This is a genomic window from Micrococcus sp. PSi08, from assembly GCF_054960655.1.
Window position 1 is genome coordinate 53,074 of sequence record NZ_JBHNYP010000001.1, and the last position, 17,161, is coordinate 70,234.

General features: G+C 70.2%; 16 protein-coding genes. 8 read left to right on the plus strand and 8 right to left on the minus strand.

What is annotated here, in order from left to right; translation table 11 throughout:
* Positions 1 to 49: 49 nt before the first annotated feature.
* Both ACFI33_RS00245 and ACFI33_RS00250 read right to left on the minus strand, forming a co-directional pair.
* Complete coding sequence (locus ACFI33_RS00245) at positions 50 to 1,240, minus strand: SPFH domain-containing protein (protein WP_020624805.1); 1,191 nt, start codon at positions 1,238 to 1,240, stop codon at positions 50 to 52.
* A gap of 52 nt (positions 1,241 to 1,292) precedes the next feature.
* Positions 1,293 to 1,769 carry an NfeD family protein gene (locus ACFI33_RS00250; protein WP_020624804.1) on the minus strand — a complete coding sequence of 159 codons (477 nt, stop codon included), beginning with the start codon at positions 1,767 to 1,769 and terminating at the stop codon, positions 1,293 to 1,295.
* Between the two features lie 149 nt (positions 1,770 to 1,918).
* Between ACFI33_RS00250 and ACFI33_RS00255 the strand changes: the two genes are divergently transcribed.
* Positions 1,919 to 4,024 (plus strand): NADPH-dependent 2,4-dienoyl-CoA reductase, encoded by a 2,106-nt coding sequence (locus ACFI33_RS00255; protein WP_020624803.1) that lies wholly within the window; start codon positions 1,919 to 1,921, stop codon positions 4,022 to 4,024.
* A 59-nt stretch (positions 4,025 to 4,083) separates the two neighbouring features.
* Positions 4,084 to 4,632: a maltokinase N-terminal cap-like domain-containing protein gene (locus ACFI33_RS00260; protein ID WP_020624802.1), complete on the plus strand. Its 549-nt coding sequence runs from the start codon at positions 4,084 to 4,086 to the stop codon at positions 4,630 to 4,632.
* A gap of 16 nt (positions 4,633 to 4,648) precedes the next feature.
* Here the strand turns inward: ACFI33_RS00260 and ACFI33_RS00265 are convergent, their stop codons facing one another.
* Both ACFI33_RS00265 and ACFI33_RS00270 read right to left on the minus strand, forming a co-directional pair.
* Positions 4,649 to 4,894 carry a superinfection immunity protein gene (locus ACFI33_RS00265; RefSeq protein ID WP_020624801.1) on the minus strand — a complete coding sequence of 82 codons (246 nt, stop codon included), beginning with the start codon at positions 4,892 to 4,894 and terminating at the stop codon, positions 4,649 to 4,651.
* Between the two features lie 192 nt (positions 4,895 to 5,086).
* A complete protein-coding gene (locus ACFI33_RS00270; RefSeq protein ID WP_087114303.1) occupies positions 5,087 to 5,737 on the minus strand; it encodes a hypothetical protein in 651 nt (216 codons plus the stop codon).
* 109 nt (positions 5,738 to 5,846) lie between these two features.
* Between ACFI33_RS00270 and ACFI33_RS00275 the strand changes: the two genes are divergently transcribed.
* Positions 5,847 to 6,263 carry a DUF3054 domain-containing protein gene (locus ACFI33_RS00275; RefSeq protein WP_129866945.1) on the plus strand — a complete coding sequence of 139 codons (417 nt, stop codon included), beginning with the start codon at positions 5,847 to 5,849 and terminating at the stop codon, positions 6,261 to 6,263.
* Between the two features lie 68 nt (positions 6,264 to 6,331).
* On the plus strand, positions 6,332 to 6,613 hold the full coding sequence (locus ACFI33_RS00280; protein WP_002854527.1) for an Lrp/AsnC family transcriptional regulator: 282 nt from the start codon (positions 6,332 to 6,334) through the stop codon (positions 6,611 to 6,613).
* A 54-nt stretch (positions 6,614 to 6,667) separates the two neighbouring features.
* Here the strand turns inward: ACFI33_RS00280 and trpD are convergent, their stop codons facing one another.
* A complete protein-coding gene (gene trpD, locus ACFI33_RS00285) occupies positions 6,668 to 7,726 on the minus strand; it encodes an anthranilate phosphoribosyltransferase (protein WP_087114304.1) in 1,059 nt (352 codons plus the stop codon).
* A 190-nt stretch (positions 7,727 to 7,916) separates the two neighbouring features.
* Between trpD and ctaE the strand changes: the two genes are divergently transcribed.
* The 4 genes from ctaE to qcrB all read left to right on the plus strand — a co-directional run bounded on the left by ctaE (position 7,917) and on the right by qcrB (position 12,303).
* Positions 7,917 to 8,555 carry an aa3-type cytochrome oxidase subunit III gene (ctaE, locus tag ACFI33_RS00290; protein ID WP_428842618.1) on the plus strand — a complete coding sequence of 213 codons (639 nt, stop codon included), beginning with the start codon at positions 7,917 to 7,919 and terminating at the stop codon, positions 8,553 to 8,555.
* 86 nt (positions 8,556 to 8,641) lie between these two features.
* A complete protein-coding gene (gene qcrC / locus ACFI33_RS00295) occupies positions 8,642 to 9,448 on the plus strand; it encodes a cytochrome bc1 complex diheme cytochrome c subunit (protein WP_069941589.1) in 807 nt (268 codons plus the stop codon).
* 69 nt (positions 9,449 to 9,517) lie between these two features.
* Complete coding sequence (gene qcrA / locus ACFI33_RS00300; RefSeq protein WP_002854534.1) at positions 9,518 to 10,594, plus strand: cytochrome bc1 complex Rieske iron-sulfur subunit; 1,077 nt, start codon at positions 9,518 to 9,520, stop codon at positions 10,592 to 10,594.
* A gap of 5 nt (positions 10,595 to 10,599) precedes the next feature.
* Positions 10,600 to 12,303, plus strand: a complete 1,704-nt coding sequence (gene qcrB / locus ACFI33_RS00305) for a cytochrome bc1 complex cytochrome b subunit (protein WP_336574965.1) — start codon at positions 10,600 to 10,602, stop codon at positions 12,301 to 12,303.
* Positions 12,304 to 13,958: 1,655 nt separating this feature from the next.
* On the opposite strand, the gene ACFI33_RS00310 is transcribed toward qcrB, so the two are convergent.
* The 3 genes from ACFI33_RS00310 to ctaC are packed head-to-tail and all read right to left on the minus strand — an operon-like array spanning position 13,959 to position 16,983.
* Entirely contained in the window at positions 13,959 to 14,360 is a 402-nt protein-coding gene (locus ACFI33_RS00310; protein ID WP_002854636.1) for a cytochrome c oxidase subunit 4, read from the minus strand.
* Entirely contained in the window at positions 14,357 to 16,066 is a 1,710-nt protein-coding gene (gene ctaD, locus ACFI33_RS00315) for an aa3-type cytochrome oxidase subunit I (RefSeq protein WP_101962534.1), read from the minus strand. Before ctaD ends, ACFI33_RS00310 begins: the two co-directional genes overlap by 4 nt.
* Positions 16,066 to 16,983, minus strand: a complete 918-nt coding sequence (ctaC, locus tag ACFI33_RS00320; protein WP_041103759.1) for an aa3-type cytochrome oxidase subunit II — start codon at positions 16,981 to 16,983, stop codon at positions 16,066 to 16,068. The genes ctaD and ctaC overlap by 1 nt, the downstream gene beginning before the upstream one ends.
* Positions 16,984 to 17,161: the final 178 nt, after the last annotated feature.

Below are 17,161 nucleotides of genomic sequence, written 5' to 3' on the forward strand. Positions count from 1 at the left end.
GGCGCGGGCCGATCGAGGCGCGGCGGGTCGTCCTCACTGATGGAACCATTCAGTGTCCCACAGCATTCCCGTCCGCCTCGCCGGCCGGGCGGGTGCCGGGGGTGCGGCCGGCCGACGGGTCGGGCTCGATCTCCTGCGGCGTGGCGAGGGCCTCGTCGAGCGAGGTCTGCGGCATGTCCTCCGCCGTCACCGCGCCGGCGGTCATCGCGTCCATGACGCCGCTGGCGCGCAGGGCGTCCGCGGTGGTGGGCCGGGACCCACGCGGCCGCCGCGCGCGCTCCGGGGTGACGCCGGCGTGCTCGGCTCCCGACTCGCCCGCGCGGTCCCCGGAGTCCCGACGCCGGGGTGCGTGCTCCGGGGTGGGGCGGCCGCCGTCGCCGGGGGCGAACGCCTCACCGAGGCCCTGCAGGGCGCGGGTGAGCTCGGCAGGGACCACGAACATGGTGGTGGCCTGGCCGTCGGCGATCTTGGGCAGGGACTGCAGGTACTGGTAGGCCAGGACCTCGGAGTCGGCGCCGCCGGAGTGGATGGCGTCGAAGACCACCTCGATCGCCTCCGCCTCGGCGTTGGCGCGCAGCACGCGGGCCTGAGCCTCGCCCTCGGCGGAGAGGATCTGGGACTGGCGCTCGCCCTCGGCCGTGAGGATGGCGGCCTGCTTCGTGCCCTCGGCGGTGAGGATGGCGGCGCGACGGTCGCGCTCGGCGCGCATCTGCTTCTCCATCGAGTCCTGGATGGACATGGGCGGGTCGATGGCCTTGAGCTCCACCCGCGAGACCCGCAGGCCCCAGCGCGTGGTGGCGTCGTCCAGCACGCCGCGCAGCTGGGAGTTGATGGAGTCGCGAGAGGTCAGGGCCTCCTCGAGGTTCATGCCGCCCACGACGTTGCGCAGGGTGGTGGTGGTGAGCTGCTCCACCGCGTGGATGTAGTTGGCGATCTCATAGGTCGCGGCCTTGGCGTCCGTGACCTGGAAGTAGACGACCGTGTCGATGGAGACGACGAGGTTGTCCTCGGTGATCACCGGCTGGGGCGGGAAGGAGACGACCTGCTCGCGCATGTCCACCATCGGGAGCATGCGGTCCACGAACGGGATGATCAGGGTCAGCCCGGCGCCGGCCGTGCGGTTGTACTTGCCGAGGCGTTCGATGTTGGCCGTCCGCGCCTGCGGGATGATCTTGACCGAGGAGGCCACGATCACCGCCGCGAGGACGGCGAGGACGACGAGGACGATGAGGGTTTCCATCGGGGTCCCTTCTTCTGGGGTCGGTGCGGTCGGAACGAGGACGTGGGGCGGCTCAGGCGCCGTCCGCCTCCCAGTCGATGCGGGGGAGCGGGCGGACCACCAGGGTGGCCCCGTCGATGCGCAGGACGGTCACCTCGTCGCCGGGGGCGACCTCGGGCGCCCCGGGCTCGACGCGGGCGGACCAGGTGTCGCCGTCGACGGCGAGCGTGCCGGCGTCGCCGGTGATCGCTCCCTGGGCCGCGACGCGGCGCCCCGGGAGCGTGTCCAGGTAGGAGGCGCCGGCGCCGGTGTCCTTGCGCAGGTGGCGCAGCGCGACGGGGCGCACGGCGGCGAGCATCAGCAGGGCGACGGCGGCGAACGCCGCGAGCTGGAGCGCCAGCGGGCCGCCCACGAGCGCGACCACGCCCGCCGCGCCGGCCCCGGCGGCGATCATCAGGAAGACGAGGTCCAGGGTCAGCAGCTCGACGCCGGCCAGGCCGGCGGCCAGCACCAGCCACAGCCAGCCCGCGTTCGCCTCGATCCACTCCATGCGTGCGCTCCCCTCCGTGTCGGGTGCGCGGACGGGTCTGCCGCGCGTCGACGTGTGATCCCCATCCTGCCCTACGCAGTGGCGCCGGACACAGCGTGTCCCCAGGCGGTCCTGGAAGGAGGGGGCTACCGCCCGGTAATGTGAGCTGCATGACATCTTCACCCGTCGCGGTCTCGCCCCTGCTCCAGCCGATCACTCTGGGCCCCCTCACGCTGCCCAACCGGGTGGTCATGGCCTCGATGCACATGGGACTGGAGGACCGGCACGACGACCTGCCGCAGCTGGCGGCGTTCTACGCGGAGCGGGCACGCGGCGGCGTCGGGCTCATCGTCACCGGCGGCCTGGGCGTCGTCCCCGAGGGCACGGTGACGCTGGGCGGGGGGATGCTCGCCAGCGAGGAGGACGCGCGCGCCCATCGCGTCGTCACGGACGCCGTCCACGCAGCCGGGGGCAGGATCCTCGCCCAGCTGCTGCACGCGGGACGCTACGCCCCCAGCCCCGACCTGGTCTCGGCCTCCGCGGTGCGCGCCCCGATCTCGCGGCACACGCCCCGGGAGATGACGGCCGCGGACATCGAGCGGACCGTGAACGCGTTCGCACGCGCGGCCACGTTGGCCCTGGAGGCCGGATACGACGGCGTGGAGATCATGGCCTCGGAGGGCTACCTCCTCAACCAGTTCCTCGCCCCGGCGACGAACCGACGCGCCGACGAGTACGGGGGCGACGCCGAGCGCCGACGCCGGTTCCCGGTCGCGGTGGTCGCGGCCGTGCGCGAGGCGCTGGGGGAGCGCGGCGTGCTCTCGGTGCGCACCTCGGCGGCGGACCTCGTCCCCGACGGGCAGACGCGCGCGGAGATCGCGGACACCGCCCGGGCCTTCGAGGCCGCCGGAGCGGACGTCTTGATGACCGGCATCGGGTGGCACGAGTCGCGTGTGCCGACCATCGTGACCTCCGTGCCGCGCGCCGCGTTCCTCGCCGCCTCGGCTGACCTGACCGCCGCCGTCGACATCCCCGTGATCGCCTCCAACCGGCTGACCACCCCCGCCGAGGCGGAGGAGGCGCTGACGTCCGGGGCCGCCGCGCTCGTCGGGCTGGCCCGGCCCCTGCTGGCGGACCCCGAGTGGATGGCCGCGATCAGCGACCCGCGCGCTCGGACCCTGACCCCGTGCATCGCCTGCAACCAGGCCTGCCTCGACCACGTGTTCACCGGGGCCAAGGTCTCGTGCCTGATGAACCCCCGCGCCGGGCGGGAGACGGAGCCGGAGTACGCCGCGCCCGTCCCGGTGGCCCTCGGTCGCCGGCGCCGGATCGCCGTGGTCGGTGCCGGGCCGGCGGGCCTGACGGCCGCGGAGCGTGCGGCCCGGTTCGGGCACGAGGTCACCCTGTTCGACCGGCACGCCGAGCCCGGTGGGCAGTTCCGGCTCGCCCGCCGCATTCCCGGCAAGGAGGAGTTCGGTCCGGCGCTGGAGCACCTGGCGGCCCGCGCTGAGGCATCCGGGGTGACGCTCGTGACCGGGGAGGAGGTCTCCGCACAGGCACTCCTGACGGACGATGGGCGGCCGGGCTACGACGAGGTGCTCCTCACCACCGGCGTGCGGCCGCGGCCCGTCGATCTGCCCGGGGCGGGGGAGCCGGGCGCGCCCGCCGTCCACGCGTACGACGACGTGGTCCTGGGACACGTCGACGTCGGCCCGCGCGTCGCGGTGATCGGCGCCGGCGGCGTGGGCGTGGATGTCGCCGAGGCCCTGGCAGCCGGCACCGAACGGCCGGACGGGACACCCGAGACGCAGGCGCACTGGCGGGCCCGCTGGGGCGTGGCCCTGACCTCGGAGACGCCGGGCCAGCTCGCGAAGCCGGCCGCGGCCCGCCCCGGACGCGAGGTCCATCTGCTCCAGCGCAGCCCCGGACCCATCGGCGCCCGACTGCGCCCCACCACCGGCTGGGTGCACCGCGCCGAGCTGCGGCAGCACGGGGTCCAGCTGCACTCCGGTGTGACCTACGAGGGCGTCGGCCCCGACGGTCTGCGCGTGACCGCGCCGTCGCCGGAGGACCCCGAGGCCCGCGTGGCGCTGACCCTGGACGTGACGGACGTCGTCGTGTGCGCCGGGCAGGTGTCCGAGACGGATCTCGTCGAGGACCTCGTGGCCGCGGGCTACGCGCCGGAGGCGGTGCGCCTGATCGGCGGGGCGGCCGAAGCCCGCGAGCTCGACGCCTACCGGGCCATGGACCACGCCGTGCGGGCCGTGCAGGGCTGAGCCGCGCCGCCGGCCGGCGGGCCCTCGCGGGCGAGCGACGTCGGGGCTACGGTCGGGGCATGGCTCTCATCTACACCGCACGCCTGGACCCGGACAAGCCCGAATGGATCCGCCGCCGCCTGGTGGCGCACGGACTGCCCGAGGACGTGGCCGCCGAGAAGGTCGGCTCGTACCGGTTCGACGATCCCGCCGGTGAGATCGGCGTCGAGTCGATGGTCGTGCGCGTGGGGGACCGGCTCTATCAGACCGCGTTCGCCTACCGAGGCGAGGCACCCGCCGAAGGGGACGTCGTGGCCGAGACGGAGCACTCCGTCCTGGGACACCGCTGGGTCGTGGACGCCGCCACCGACCCGGACGCGCGCCGCATCCTCGCGGCCGCCGTGCGGGGCGAGATCCCGCAGGCCCGACTCGAGATGCACGACGAGTCCGGGACCTACCTCGAGACGCGCGCCCCGGATCTCACCCTCCGCGTGATCGGCGCCGATGCGACGGGGGAGCTCGAGGTGCCGGTCGAGCTGTCCGAGACGGACGAGGCGGACGTCGACGGCCCGCGATGCCTGGTCGCCGAGGGAGACGGTGTGCGGGCCGTCGTCGCGCGCCTGTCCTGAGGGGCGGTCCGCGCGGTCAGAGGCCGCGCGGACCCCAGGGCCGCAGCCGGCGATGGCTGGTGAGTGACATGTACAGCGCGATGCACCAGCCGAGGACGGTCCACCCCGTGAGCAGGTTCACCCAGAACACCGCCCACACGTTGGAACGGCCGCGGACGGCGGCAATGGCCCACGGAGCCAGGTAGCCCGCCGTGGCGATGGCCAGGACGACGGCGATCGTCGCGTGCAGGGGGCGGTCGCGCTGGTCGGTCATGATCGTCATGGGTCCAGGCTACGCGCGAGACCCGCCGCGCGGGCGTCCCTGTCCGCCGTTCTGCGTTGCGCCGATAATGTACATTATGTCAACTAGCCCGTTCTTCGCCTCCCCTTCGGAGGCCGCCTGCACGGCACGCGCCACATCGGGACCTGGCCCAGGAGGTCGCGCCGGCTGACGCCGGCGCCGCGTGCCGGGGATTCACTCCCCCGGGTCTGTGGACAGCCGGTCCAGCAACGGCAGGACGGCCGCCACCGCCGTCCGGCTCTCGTGCCAGAGCCCGTGTCGCAACCGGGAATGGACGGCCTGCTGACTGATCCCGAGCTCGGCCGCCGCCTCTCGCTGACTGGCGCCGGCTTCGACCAGCCGTCCCGCCGCGTGCTGATCAGCGGACCGGCGCCGTTCCACCGTGGCGACCAGCTGCAGGGTGGCCTCCGCACAGCGTAGATCGGCCTCTCGGCCGGCATCCGAGGCGCGGTCCGCGCGACCTCCGCCCGGCAGCACGAGTCGGCCCGGTGCCCGCCGGGCCCGCCGCCGCTCGGCCGTTGTCAGGTACGACAATAATGAGTCCTTGTCGAGGGCATCCTCGGGATCCAACAGCACCGCCCAGGACCCGGTCCGCACAGCCCACAACGCCAGGCCCACCGCAGCCGCCATGCTTTCGACGACGACGGCCAGCTCGCCGTCGTGCGACGCCGCATCGGCGACCGGGCCGGATTCGTCGAGAAGCCACGCCGCCGCGATCACAGCCGCGTCCGGGTGAGGATCATCGAGCAGCACCGCTGCCAGACGTCGGGCGTCGTCGGCCGTGGCAGCGGTCGGTCGGATGGGCACCAGATGCACGAACACCATACAGAGAGCCTACCTCTGACAACATTGGCATCTTGTCATAGGCCCCGTCCACCGAGTCACCTGTGGCTGGACGCGCCGCCTCGACCTTGCGGTGGGCCAGACTGGATGCATGACGTCCTCCCCCACCGCCCGTCGTGCCGTGCCCGCCGAGCACCGTGACCCGCGCGGCGCCCAGCCGGCACTTGCCGTCGACCTCCTCCTCACCCTCCTCTTCGTGGCTCTGGGCCAGGGGCAGCACGCGACAGAGCGCGGGCCGCTGGGGCTGCTGGTCACGGCGGCGCCGTTCCTGGCGGGCCTCCTCCTCATGACCGGGCTGACCGCCGGACACCGGACCTGGGCCCGCGTGTGGCCCCACGGCGTGATCGTGTGGCTGGGGACCGTCGCCGTCGGGATGGTCCTACGCGTGGCCTTCGGCCTCGGTGGCGCACCCGTGTCCTTCGTGCTCGTGGCGCTCGGGGTGCTGGGCGTCCTGCTCCTGGGCCGCCGGGCCGTGACCGCCTGGCTGGTGCGCCGCACCCGGAGGTGAGGGCCCGGCGCGCAGCTAGGATCATCCCGGACACCGGACCCACAGCATCGAGGAAATGAGGACCGCCCGTGGTCACCGCCATCGTCTTGATCAAGACCGACAAATCCAGCATCCCGGAGACCGCCGAGACCCTCGCCGCGCTCGAGGGGGTCGGGTCGGTCTACTCCGTGACCGGCGCGTGGGACCTGGTGGCGATGGTCAAGGTGCGCCGCTACGAGGACCTCGCCGACGTGATCGCCGACCACCTCTCCAAGGTCGACGGGATCCAGGACACCGAGACCATGCTGGCCTTCCGGACCTACTCGTCCGAGGACCTCGGCGAGGGATGGGCGCTCGGCTTCGACTCCTGAGCGTCCTCCCCACGACGGGCCCCACCTCGCTGGCGAGGGCCCGTCGTCGCACCATCAGGACCGGGAGAAGGCGACCCAGCGGTCCAGGACGTCACGCGCGGCGCCGGAGTCGATCGACTCGGCGGCCCGCGCCACGTTGGCCGCCAGCCGCTCCATCAGCGGCGCGTCCGCGTCACGGTCCCAGGCCGTCAGGCCCGCGGCCGCGTTGAGGAGGACGGCGTCGCGGATCGGACCCTTCTCCCCCGCCAGCAGAGCGCGGACGAGGGTCGCATTGTAGGCACCGTCCCGCCCGGCCAGGGCCTGAACGGGGGCCAGGTCGATGCCCAGCTCCCGGGGATCGAGCTCGTGGGTGCGCACACCGTCCCGGACCTCCATGACGGTCGACGGCCCCGACGTCGTGATCTTGTCCCGGCCGTCCGCCCCGCGGAAGACGAAGCCGCGCACCCCCCGGTCCGCGAGCACCTGCGCGAGCAGCGGGACCATGGCCTCACTCGAGCAGCCCAGGGCCTGGGCGGTGACCTGGGCCGGATTGCTCAGGGGGCCGAGGAAGTTGAACACGGTGGGCACGCCGAGCTGCTTGCGCACCGGGGCCACATACTTCATGGACGGGTGGTAGTTCTGGGCGAACAGGAACGTGATGCCCACGGCCTCGGCGCACTCCTCGGCCTTCCGGGTCGGCATGGACAAGTCCACGCCGAGGGCCTCGATCACGTCGGCCGCGCCGGCGGTGGACGAGGCGCCGCGGTTCCCGTGCTTGACGATCCGCGCGCCCGCACCGGCGGCCACGAGCGAGGACATCGTGGAGAGGTTCACGGTGCCCAGGCGGTCGCCACCCGTGCCCACGACGTCGAGGGTCTCCCCCGGCACGTGCACCGGGTTCGCCGCCTGGACCATCGCCTCGGTCAGGCCGCGCAGCTCCGGCACCGTCACCCCCTTGGCGGCCAGGGCGAGGAGGAATCCGCCCACCTGCCCCTCGGTGGCATCGCCGGCCATCATCTCCCCCATGGCCCACGCGGCGACGTCGTCGCTGAGGTCCTCACCGACGGTGAGGGCGCGGAAGACCTCCGGCCAGGAGGTCCCAAGGACTGCTGCGGTGTTCTCGGGGGTGCTCACGCACTGAGCCTAGCGGCCCGGCCGCACCCGGCACCGCGTCGTGTCATGCGCCGCCCGCCGTGAACCTGGACATCCCCTGGACGCCAGCCCCCGACTGACACTGAAACCCCCCGACGGTGCTGACGACCTGTCCTGCGACACGGTAGGTTCGATTTACCGCCCGGGCGGTGTTTGGGGCCATAATGGCTGGGTGACCACAGCTAACCCCACTCTCCATCAGCCCACCACGGGGCTCCCGAGCCGGCCGAACATGGTGCAGGTCGGGACCATGGTGTGGCTTGCCAGCGAGCTCATGTTCTTCGGTGGGCTCTTCGCCATGTACTTCACCCTTCGCTCCACGTCTCCGGAGCTCTGGGCCGAGCACACCGCGATCCTCAACGTCCCGCTCGCCGCGGTGAACACGACGATCCTGGTGCTCTCCTCCGTCACCGCCCAGTTCGGCGTCCTCGCCGCCGAGCGCCTTCAGCCCCGCCGCACCGGCGGCTTCCTGCAGTTCGGGAAGTGGGGCATGGTCGAGTGGTTCATCCTGACCTTCATCATGGGCTCGATCTTCGTGGCGGTGCAGTCCTACGAGTACGCGGTCCTCGTCTCCGAGGGTGTGACCGTCGCGGCGAACGCGTACGGCTCGGCGTTCTACATCACCACCGGCTTCCACGCCATCCACGTGACCGGTGGCCTGATCGCGTTCCTCTTCATCATCGGCCGCGCCTACATGGCCCGCCGCTTCGGCCACCACGAGGCCACGTCGGCGATCGTCGTGTCCTACTACTGGCACTTCGTGGACGTCGTCTGGATCGCCCTGTTCTTCATCGTCTACTTCCTGAAGTAAGACGACCCTCACTCACCGCACCGACGTCAGGTACGGGCCGGGGGCACGCAGCGGTCCGGCCCGTAAGAGAACGATAGGAAACCCCCGTGAAGGCACTTTCGCAGAACCGACGCCATCCCCTGATGGGGCTGGCGCTCCTCCTGCTGGGACTCCTGGTGACCGGCGGACTGTACTCCGTCGCGAGCACCGTGAACCAGGCACAGGCGGCCACGCAGGTCACCGCGGCCGCCTCGGCTGATGACATCACCGAGGGCGAGAAGCTCTTCAACGCCAACTGCGCCTCCTGCCACGGCATGGGCGCCGCGGGGGGCCCCTCCGGCCCGTCCCTGATCGGCGTCGGCGCCGCGTCCGTCGACTTCCAGGTCGGCACCGGCCGCATGCCCATGCAGATGAACGGCCCGCAGGCCCCGGCCAAGCCGAACCAGTTCAACGAGGAGCAGACCGCTCAGCTCGCCGCCTACGTCGCCTCCCTCGGCGCCGGCCCGGCCATCCCCGAGGACGAGTACCTGGATGTGAACCACGAGGACGTGGACATCACCCGTGGCGGCGACCTGTTCCGCATCAACTGCGCCATGTGCCACAACGCGGCTGCGGCCGGCGGTGCGCTCACCCGCGGCAAGTACGCCCCGTCTCTGCAGGGCGTGGACGAGAAGCACATCTACGAGGCCATGGAGACCGGCCCGCAGAACATGCCGGTGTTCTCCGACTCGAACATCAAGCCCGAGGACAAGCGCGACATCATCGCCTACCTCAAGACCATCGAGAACCAGGGCTCCCCCGGCGGCCTCACCCTCGGCTCGCTCGGCCCCGTCTCCGAGGGCCTGTTCATCTGGACCGCGGGCCTGGCGCTGATCATCGGCTTCATGGTCTGGCTCACCAGCCGATCCTCCTGATCCCATCGGCGCAGGCGCGCCGACCACCCGTCATCGACATTCATCACTCGAGTAAAGGAAACAGGACATATGGGCGAGAAAGGCTTTGAAGGGACCGAGCACCGCTCGGGTTCCCTCGAGCACGCCGGCGAGGACGCGCCCCGGTACGCGATCGACAACCCGGGCCTGCCTCCGCACCGTCCGCGCCTGGCCGATGAGGATCCGAAGGCCGCGAAGCGCGCCGAGCGTCAGGTCTCGGTCATGTTCCTCATCTCCATCGTGGGCACGGTGCTCTTCTTCATCGGCTACTTCGGTGTGGGGCAGATCGGCAACGGTGAGGCGTTCAGCAAGATCTACCTGCAGAACCTGCTGCTCGGCCTGGGCACCGCCCTCGCCATGTTCGGCATCGGCATCGGCGTGGTGCACTGGGCCAAGACCCTGATGCCGGACCACGAGACCGTGGAGGACCGTCACGAGATCCGCTCGGAGGACGACCGCGTGGCCGCCACCGGGATGATCTCCGAGATCCTGGACGAGTCGCAGATCAAGCGCCGCCCCCTGCTGCGCAACACCCTGATCGGCGCCGCCCTGCTGGCCCCCCTGCCGTTCATCGCCGTGTTCCGCGATCTGGACGACTCGGACAATTTCTCGGACCAGGAGGCTCACAACTTCGGCCCTGAGCGTCTGCGCCACACCATGTGGGCCGAGGGCGTGCGCCTCGTGCGCGACCCCACCGGCTCCCCCATCAAGGCCTCGGACGTCACGCTCGGCTCGGCCGTGCACGTCATCCCCGACGGCCTGAACGATCTGGGCCCCGACAAGCTCAACCAGAAGGCCAAGGCCGTCGTCCTGCTCATGCGCCTGGACCCCGCCAAGGTGAAGATCACCCCGGGTCGCGAGGACTGGAACGTGGACGGCATCTTCGCCTACTCCAAGGTCTGCACGCACGTGGGCTGCCCGATCGCCCTGTACGAGCAGCACACCCACCACCTGCTCTGCCCCTGCCACCAGTCGACCTTCGACCTGACGCAGGAGTGCAAGGTCATCTTCGGCCCGGCCAGCCACGCGCTGCCGCAGCTGCCGATCACCGTGGACGACGAGGGCTTCCTCGTGGCCCAGAGCGATTTCCATGAGCCCGTCGGGCCTGTCTACTGGGAGCGTGGCTGACACCTATGAGCACCACCGTGAATGAGTTCCAGCCGGCGACCTCGACCGGCCGCATCGCGAACTTCGTCGACACCCGCACGGGGATGTCGCCGATCGTGAAGTTCTTCGCCCGCAAGATCTTCCCGGACCACTGGACGTTCATGTTCGGCGAGGTCGCCCTGTACAGCTTCGTCATCCTGCTGCTGTCCGGCGCGTTCCTCACGTTCTTCTTCGACCCCTCCATGTCGGAGGTCGTCTACAACGGGGCCTATGCCCCGCTGCGCGGCATCGAGATGTCCGCGGCCTACGCCTCCACCCTCGACATCTCGTTCGACGTGCGCGGCGGTCTGTTCATGCGGCAGCTGCACCACTGGGCGGCGCTGATGTTCGTGGCGGCCATGTCCGTCCACATGCTGCGCGTGTTCTTCACCGGCGCGTTCCGTCGCCCGCGTGAGCTGAACTGGGTGGTCGGATGCTTCCTGCTGATGGCCGGCTGGGCCGCCGGCTTCACCGGCTACTCCCTGCCCGACGAGGTGCTCTCCGGCAACGGCCTGCGCATCATCGACGGCATCCTGAAGTCGCTGCCGATCGTGGGCACCTACCTCTCCGCCTTCTTCTTCGGCGGCGAGTTCCCCGGCCACTCGATCATCGGCCGCCTGTACGCTCTGCACATCATGGTCGTGCCGGCCGCCATCCTGCTGCTGATCGGCATCCACCTGTTCATGGTGGTCGTGCACAAGCACACTCAGTACCCGGGCCCGGGCCGCACCGAGAACAACGTGGTCGGCTACCCGGTCGGCCCGGTGTACGCGGCCAAGGCCGGCGGCTTCTTCTTCATCGTGTTCGGTGTGCTCGCGCTCATCGCCTCCACGGTGACGATCAACGCCAACTGGAACTACGGTCCGTACGATCCCTCCCCCGTGCAGGCCGGCACTCAGCCCGACTGGTACATCGGCGTGTTCGACGGCGCCCTGCGCCTGATGCCGGGCATGATCGGCGACTACTCCTTCCTGTGGAACGTCCCGATGCCGTGGGGTTCCTCGGTGTCGCTGCCCATGGGTGTGCTGGTGCCGCTGATCCCGGTCGGCGTCCTGCTCATCGGCATGGTCACCTGGCCCTGGATCGAGCGGTGGATCACCAAGGACGACACCGAGCACCACCTGCTCGACCGTCCGCGCAACGCTCCGGCGCGCACGGGGATCGGCGTGGCCGCCGTCGTCTGGTACTGCGTCATGTGGGCGGCCGCGTCCTCGGACCTCATCGCCACCCACTTCCGCCTCTCCCTGAACGACGTGCTGTACGTGCTGCGCGCGCTGTTCTTCCTCGGCCCGGTGATCGCCTTCATCGTCACCCGCCGCATCTGCCTCTCCCTGCAGCGCAAGGACGGTGAGCTCGTGCTCCACGGCCACGAGGCCGGTGTCATCGAGATGTCCCCCGAGGGCGGCTTCCACGAGCGGCACCGTCAGCTCACCGACTACGAGCTGTACCGCCTGGTGTCCTTCGAGGATCGTCGCCCGGTGCCGGCCATCCCCGGCCGCAACGGCAAGGTGGGCATGCTGGAGAAGGCCCGTGCCGGCCTGAACCGCATGTTCTACCAGGAACGCGTCGCCCCGGTCTCCCGCGAGGAGCTGGTGGAGGCCCGCACCCACGGGCAGCATGGCCACGAGGACGGCGGCCACCACGAGCTGGGCGCCGACCCGAGCTCGCACAACCCGAAGATCGACGGCTGACCGCGGATCCTCTCGGACGCAGAAGGCCCCGCACACCGCTCGGTGTGCGGGGCCTTCCGCTGTCCGGACTCCCGCCCCTTCGCGTCCTCTGTGTCTGGACACTTTCGTCCGGGAAACGGGAGCCTCCGGCGGTGCTTTCGTTCGGGATACGGGAGGCTGCGGGTTCTCAGCCTGCGACCGGGCCACGCCGAACCGGCCGTTCTCCTCCCCTGGAAGCGTCGTCCGGCGCATCTGGACGCCAGACCCACGCGCCGTCGTCGGGGTCCCGGCGCCACCCCTGCACGGGTGCATGCGCGGGTCGGACGACGTCGGTCAGCCACAGCGTCGTGCCCGGGTTCCACCCGGCGAGCACGGTCGCGACGCCCGAGGCGACGGGCAGGCAGCGCGCGGCGGAGGCGAGGCAGCCGAGTGCCGTCAGGTGGAGCGCATCCCACTCCTGGGCTCCACGTTTCCGATCCGGGTGCAACCATCGACCCGCCCTCCCGGTCCCCTGCCACTCGGTCCCCGGTCACCCGGTGCCAGTCGTGCCGCCTGGAGGCGCTCACGTCCAGAGGGACGCTACGCCACAGCCGGGCCCGGTCACCCGGGCTGGTCACCTTGTACGTACGTCCGACATCGTTCCACGGGGTCACGGCGGCCGTCCCCGCCCCGGAGTCGTCTCCGATGAGATCCAACCCCGCAGGCACCTGCGAGACGCTTGCGACGATGGCCACCGGGATCGACCACCAGATCCCGTACCGGTTCGCCGTGGGGTCTGCGGGATTCCTGCCGCTGCGCGGGCTTCCTCCCGCCGCTCCACCCGCGCCCCGGCCTCGAGGACGCCTCGGGAGTGCCCGGGCAGCGAACTCCGGCCTTCTCGCTCCCAGCCGTCGATCACCCACCGGGAGTCTGCCCGCGGACGAGCCCCCTGGCGGGCCGGCCCTGAGCCCAGCACGTACTCCGCCTCCGTCTCCAGGACCGCTCGGATGCTCGGGTGCGCTGCCAGCACGTCCTCTCCGTCGGGCTCCTCTGCCAGTACCTCGCGGCCGCCACCGTGCCGACCAGGGCCGCGTGATCGCGTCGTTCCTCGGCCGGGTCCATGTGAGGTCGAGGCCGGCGAGGGCCTGCACGAGCTGACCAACGGAGACCGCTGGACGAGACTCGGCGCCGGGCCGCCCACTGGTGACGGTGAAGAGGCTGCGGGACGTGCCCCGCGACCCGGGTCACGATCATGTCGGAGCCAGGACGCGAGCCCTGTGGCTCGCGGGCTGAGGATCATCCCCCGTTCCAGGCCGAGGCGGCGTCCGCGCGGGCCGGCCACCCGCTCGTGCCCATGCGACGTCGTCGGCCGATCCACACCGGGAGGACGGTGTGATCGAGATCTGCGCCCGGTCCACGCCCCCGCCACCGTCCAGACCCCCGTGCCGTCGTCGTCGGCCTCCTGGGAGCTCTCCCCGGCCTCGGCGGATTCGGGCCGCTCGATACTCGCTTCCCATCCAGAGGGGCCTGGCGAGGCTCCCGTTTCCCGGACGAAAGCGTTCGGGAAGGCTCCCGTTTCCCGCACGAAAGCGCCGGGGCTCAGCGTCCGGGGGCACGACGACGGCGGGCCGGCCCTCCGAAGAGGACCGGCCCGCCGTCGTCGTCAGCGCCGGTGGCGCTGCGTGATCGACCCGAGGTCAGTGGGCGTACTTGCCCCGAGAGAACTCGTAGACCCACCCGAAGGTGAAGTAGGCGGCGGCGACGATGCCGATGATGAAGACCCACCAGCCGACGGCCAGGCCGGTCACGATGATCGCGCAGCCCAGGCCGAGGCCCAGGGGCCACCAGCTCCAGGGAGCGAAGGTGCCGTAGGTGCCGGCGTACTCGACGATCTGACCGTCCTCGTCATCTGCAGGGCCGACGCCGTATTTGTGCTCGGCGGCCCGCAGGTACCAGGCGATCATCCAGGACATCCCGCCCACGGCGTAGATGGCCGGGATGCCTGCCCACTCGGTCCACTCGACCCAGAACCCGTAGAGGGTGGCGGCTGCGATGAAGAACAGGCCGATGATCCAGAAGATGTTGGCTGCGACCTTCACTGGGCGACCTTCTCTCCGAAGGCCTCAGACGTGTTCTGAGGCGAGTGCGGGAAGAGCTCCGGGTGGTGCAGATCCAGCGCCGGACGCTCGGAGCGGATGCGCGGCAGGGAGTGGAAGTTGTGCCGCGGCGGCGGGCACGAAGTGGTCCACTCGAGCGAGGCGCCGAAGCCCCACGGGTCGTCCACGGTGACCTTCTTGCCATAGCGCGAGGTGATGTAGACGTTCCAGAAGAACGGGATCAGCGACGCGCCGAGAACGAAGGAGAACACCGAGGAGAACGCGTTCATCGCCTGGAAGCTGTCCTCCACCATGTAGTCCGCGTAGCGACGGGGCATGCCGATGACACCGAGCCAGTGCTGGATCAGGAACGTGCCGTGGAAGCCCACGAACAGCATCCAGAACTGGATCTTGCCGAGACGCTCGTTCAGCATCTTGCCGGTGAACTTCGGCCACCAGAAGAAGAAGCCGGCGAACATCGCGAACACCACGGTGCCGAAGACGACGTAGTGGAAGTGCGCCACGACGAAGTACGTGTCGGACACCTGGAAGTCCAGGGGCGGCGACGCCAGGATGACGCCGGTCAGGCCACCGAACAGGAAGGTGACCATGAAGCCGAGCGTCCACAGCATCGGGGTCTCGAAGGTGATCGAACCGCGCCACATGGTGCCGATCCAGTTCACGAACTTCACGCCGGTCGGGACCGCGATGAGCATGGTCATCACGGAGAAGAACGGCAGGAGCACGGCGCCGGTCACGTACATGTGGTGCGCCCACACCGTCACGGAGAGCGCGGCGATCGCCGTCGTCGCGAACACGATGGACTTGTAGCCGAAGATCGGCTTGCGGGAGAACACCGGGATGATCTCCGACACGACGCCGAAGAACGGCAGGGCGATGATGTACACCTCGGGGTGGCCGAAGAACCAGAAGAGGTGCTGCCACAGGATGGCGCCGCCGTTCTCCGGGTTGAAGATGTGGCCGCCGAAGCGACGGTCCAGGCCCAGCGCGAAGAGCGCGGAGGCAAACGGCGGGAACGCCACCATGATCAGGATGCCGGTGATGAGCGTGTTCCAGGTGAAGATCGGCATGCGCCACATCGTCATGCCAGGAGCACGCATCGTCAGGATCGTGGTGATGAAGTTGACGCCGCCCATGATCGTGCCGAAGCCCTGGAGGACCAGACCGAACACCCAGAGGTCACCGCCGACGCCCGGCGAGTACGTGGTGTTGGAGAGCGGGGCGTAGGCGAACCAGCCGAACGAGGCCGCACCCTGCGGGGTGAGGAAGCCGGCGGTCGCGATGAGCGAGCCGAACAGAAAGAACCAGAACGCCAGGGCGTTCAGACGCGGGAAGGACACGTCCGGAGCGCCGATCTGCAGCGGCACCAGCACGTTGGCGAAGCCCACGAAGAGCGGGGTCGCGAACATGAGCAGCATGAGCGTGCCGTGCATGGTGAACAGCTGGTTGTACTGCTCCTTCGTCTGCAGGATCTGCATGCCGGGCTCGAAGAGCTCCGCGCGGATCATGAGGGCCATGACGCCGCCGATGCAGAAGAAGATGAAGGACGTGATCAGGTACATGTACCCGAGCACCTTGTGGTCGGTCGTCGTCAGCCAGCTGACGACGATCTTGCCCAGCGAACGGGGCACCACACGAGGCTGCGCCTGTGAGCGCACCTCATCCGTTGCGTACTCGTAAGTGGTCATCAGTGGCTACCTCCACCGCGGGGGGTCTGGAGATCGCGCTCCATCGTCCCGGCGCCGTCAGGGTTGTTGTTGGGGTTGCGGCTGTACTCTTCGCCCACCTGACCCGGCTCCATCTCCTCGAGGCGGTCCACGAACTCGGCCTCGTCCACGACCTCGACGTTGAAGAGCATCTCGGAGTGGTACTCGCCGCACAGCTCGGCGCACTTGCCGTCGTAGCTGCCCAGCTCCTGGGGGGTCAGGTAGAGGTGGTTGGTCTTGCCGGGGATCATGTCGCGCTTCTGGAGGAACTGCGGGATCCAGAAGGAGTGCGCCACGTCGCGGGACTTCAGCTCGAAGTGCACCGGCACGTCGTTCGGCAGGTACAGGACCGGAAGGGTGTCACGCACGCCCTCGGTGCCGTCCAGCTGGGCCTGGATGCCGGAGTAGTGGGCCTCGATGACCTCGCCGTTCTCCTGCTCGTAGGAGTAGTTGAAGTCCCAGGACCACTGCTTGCCGTACACGGTGACGGTCAGCGGCGAGTCGTCCACGGGGCGGTCGACCTCGGTCTGGACGCGGTCGGTGAAGCCCCAGAGGGTGAAGACCATCAGAATCGGGATGGCCGTGAACATGGTCTCGAGCGGCACGTTGTAGGCCGTCTGCTTCGGGAAGCCCTGGTCGTTCTTGCGGCGGCGGTAGGCCACCATGCACCAGATCATGGCGCCCCAGGCGAGCAGGCCCACGACCAGGGCCGCGATCCAGGAGTTCACCCACAGGTCGGTGAGCTGGGCGTTGTGGTTGGTGGTGTCCCGGGTGCCGGGGTACCAGCCGCGCTGGACCTCTGCCGAACAGCCGGTCAGCACCAGGAGCGCCGTGGTGCCCACGGCACCGGCGGTCCAGCGGCGGCGAGTCCGACGTCCGGCGTCATTCTGTGCTCTCACAGACGGCCTTCCTCTTCATCTCGTGTGCGAGGGGCGTCCCCGCTCCCCCGGCGATTCGGCGACTTCTCGCAGCGTCCTCGCAGGGAGCACGGGTATGCCCTGATGATTCAGAGCCAGTCTAAGCCGAAACGCGCGGATTCTCCGCACCGTGACACGTGCCGATCGTGTCTGGGAGTCG

Bases quoted from the DNA above. Each gene is read 5' to 3' on its own strand.
- ACFI33_RS00255 (WP_020624803.1), top strand. From the start codon at position 1,919: ATGACATCTTCACCCGTCGCGGTCTCGCCCCTGCTCCAGCCGATCACT.
- ACFI33_RS00245 (WP_020624805.1), bottom strand. From the start codon at position 1,240: ATGGAAACCCTCATCGTCCTCGTCGTCCTCGCCGTCCTCGCGGCGGTG.
- ACFI33_RS00270 (WP_087114303.1), bottom strand. From the start codon at position 5,737: ATGGTGTTCGTGCATCTGGTGCCCATCCGACCGACCGCTGCCACGGCC.
- ACFI33_RS00275 (WP_129866945.1), top strand. From the start codon at position 5,847: ATGACGTCCTCCCCCACCGCCCGTCGTGCCGTGCCCGCCGAGCACCGT.
- ACFI33_RS00260 (WP_020624802.1), top strand. From the start codon at position 4,084: ATGGCTCTCATCTACACCGCACGCCTGGACCCGGACAAGCCCGAATGG.
- ACFI33_RS00265 (WP_020624801.1), bottom strand. From the start codon at position 4,894: ATGACGATCATGACCGACCAGCGCGACCGCCCCCTGCACGCGACGATC.
- qcrB (WP_336574965.1), top strand. From the start codon at position 10,600: ATGAGCACCACCGTGAATGAGTTCCAGCCGGCGACCTCGACCGGCCGC.
- ctaD (WP_101962534.1), bottom strand. From the start codon at position 16,066: ATGACCACTTACGAGTACGCAACGGATGAGGTGCGCTCACAGGCGCAG.
- ACFI33_RS00250 (WP_020624804.1), bottom strand. From the start codon at position 1,769: ATGGAGTGGATCGAGGCGAACGCGGGCTGGCTGTGGCTGGTGCTGGCC.
- qcrA (WP_002854534.1), top strand. From the start codon at position 9,518: ATGGGCGAGAAAGGCTTTGAAGGGACCGAGCACCGCTCGGGTTCCCTC.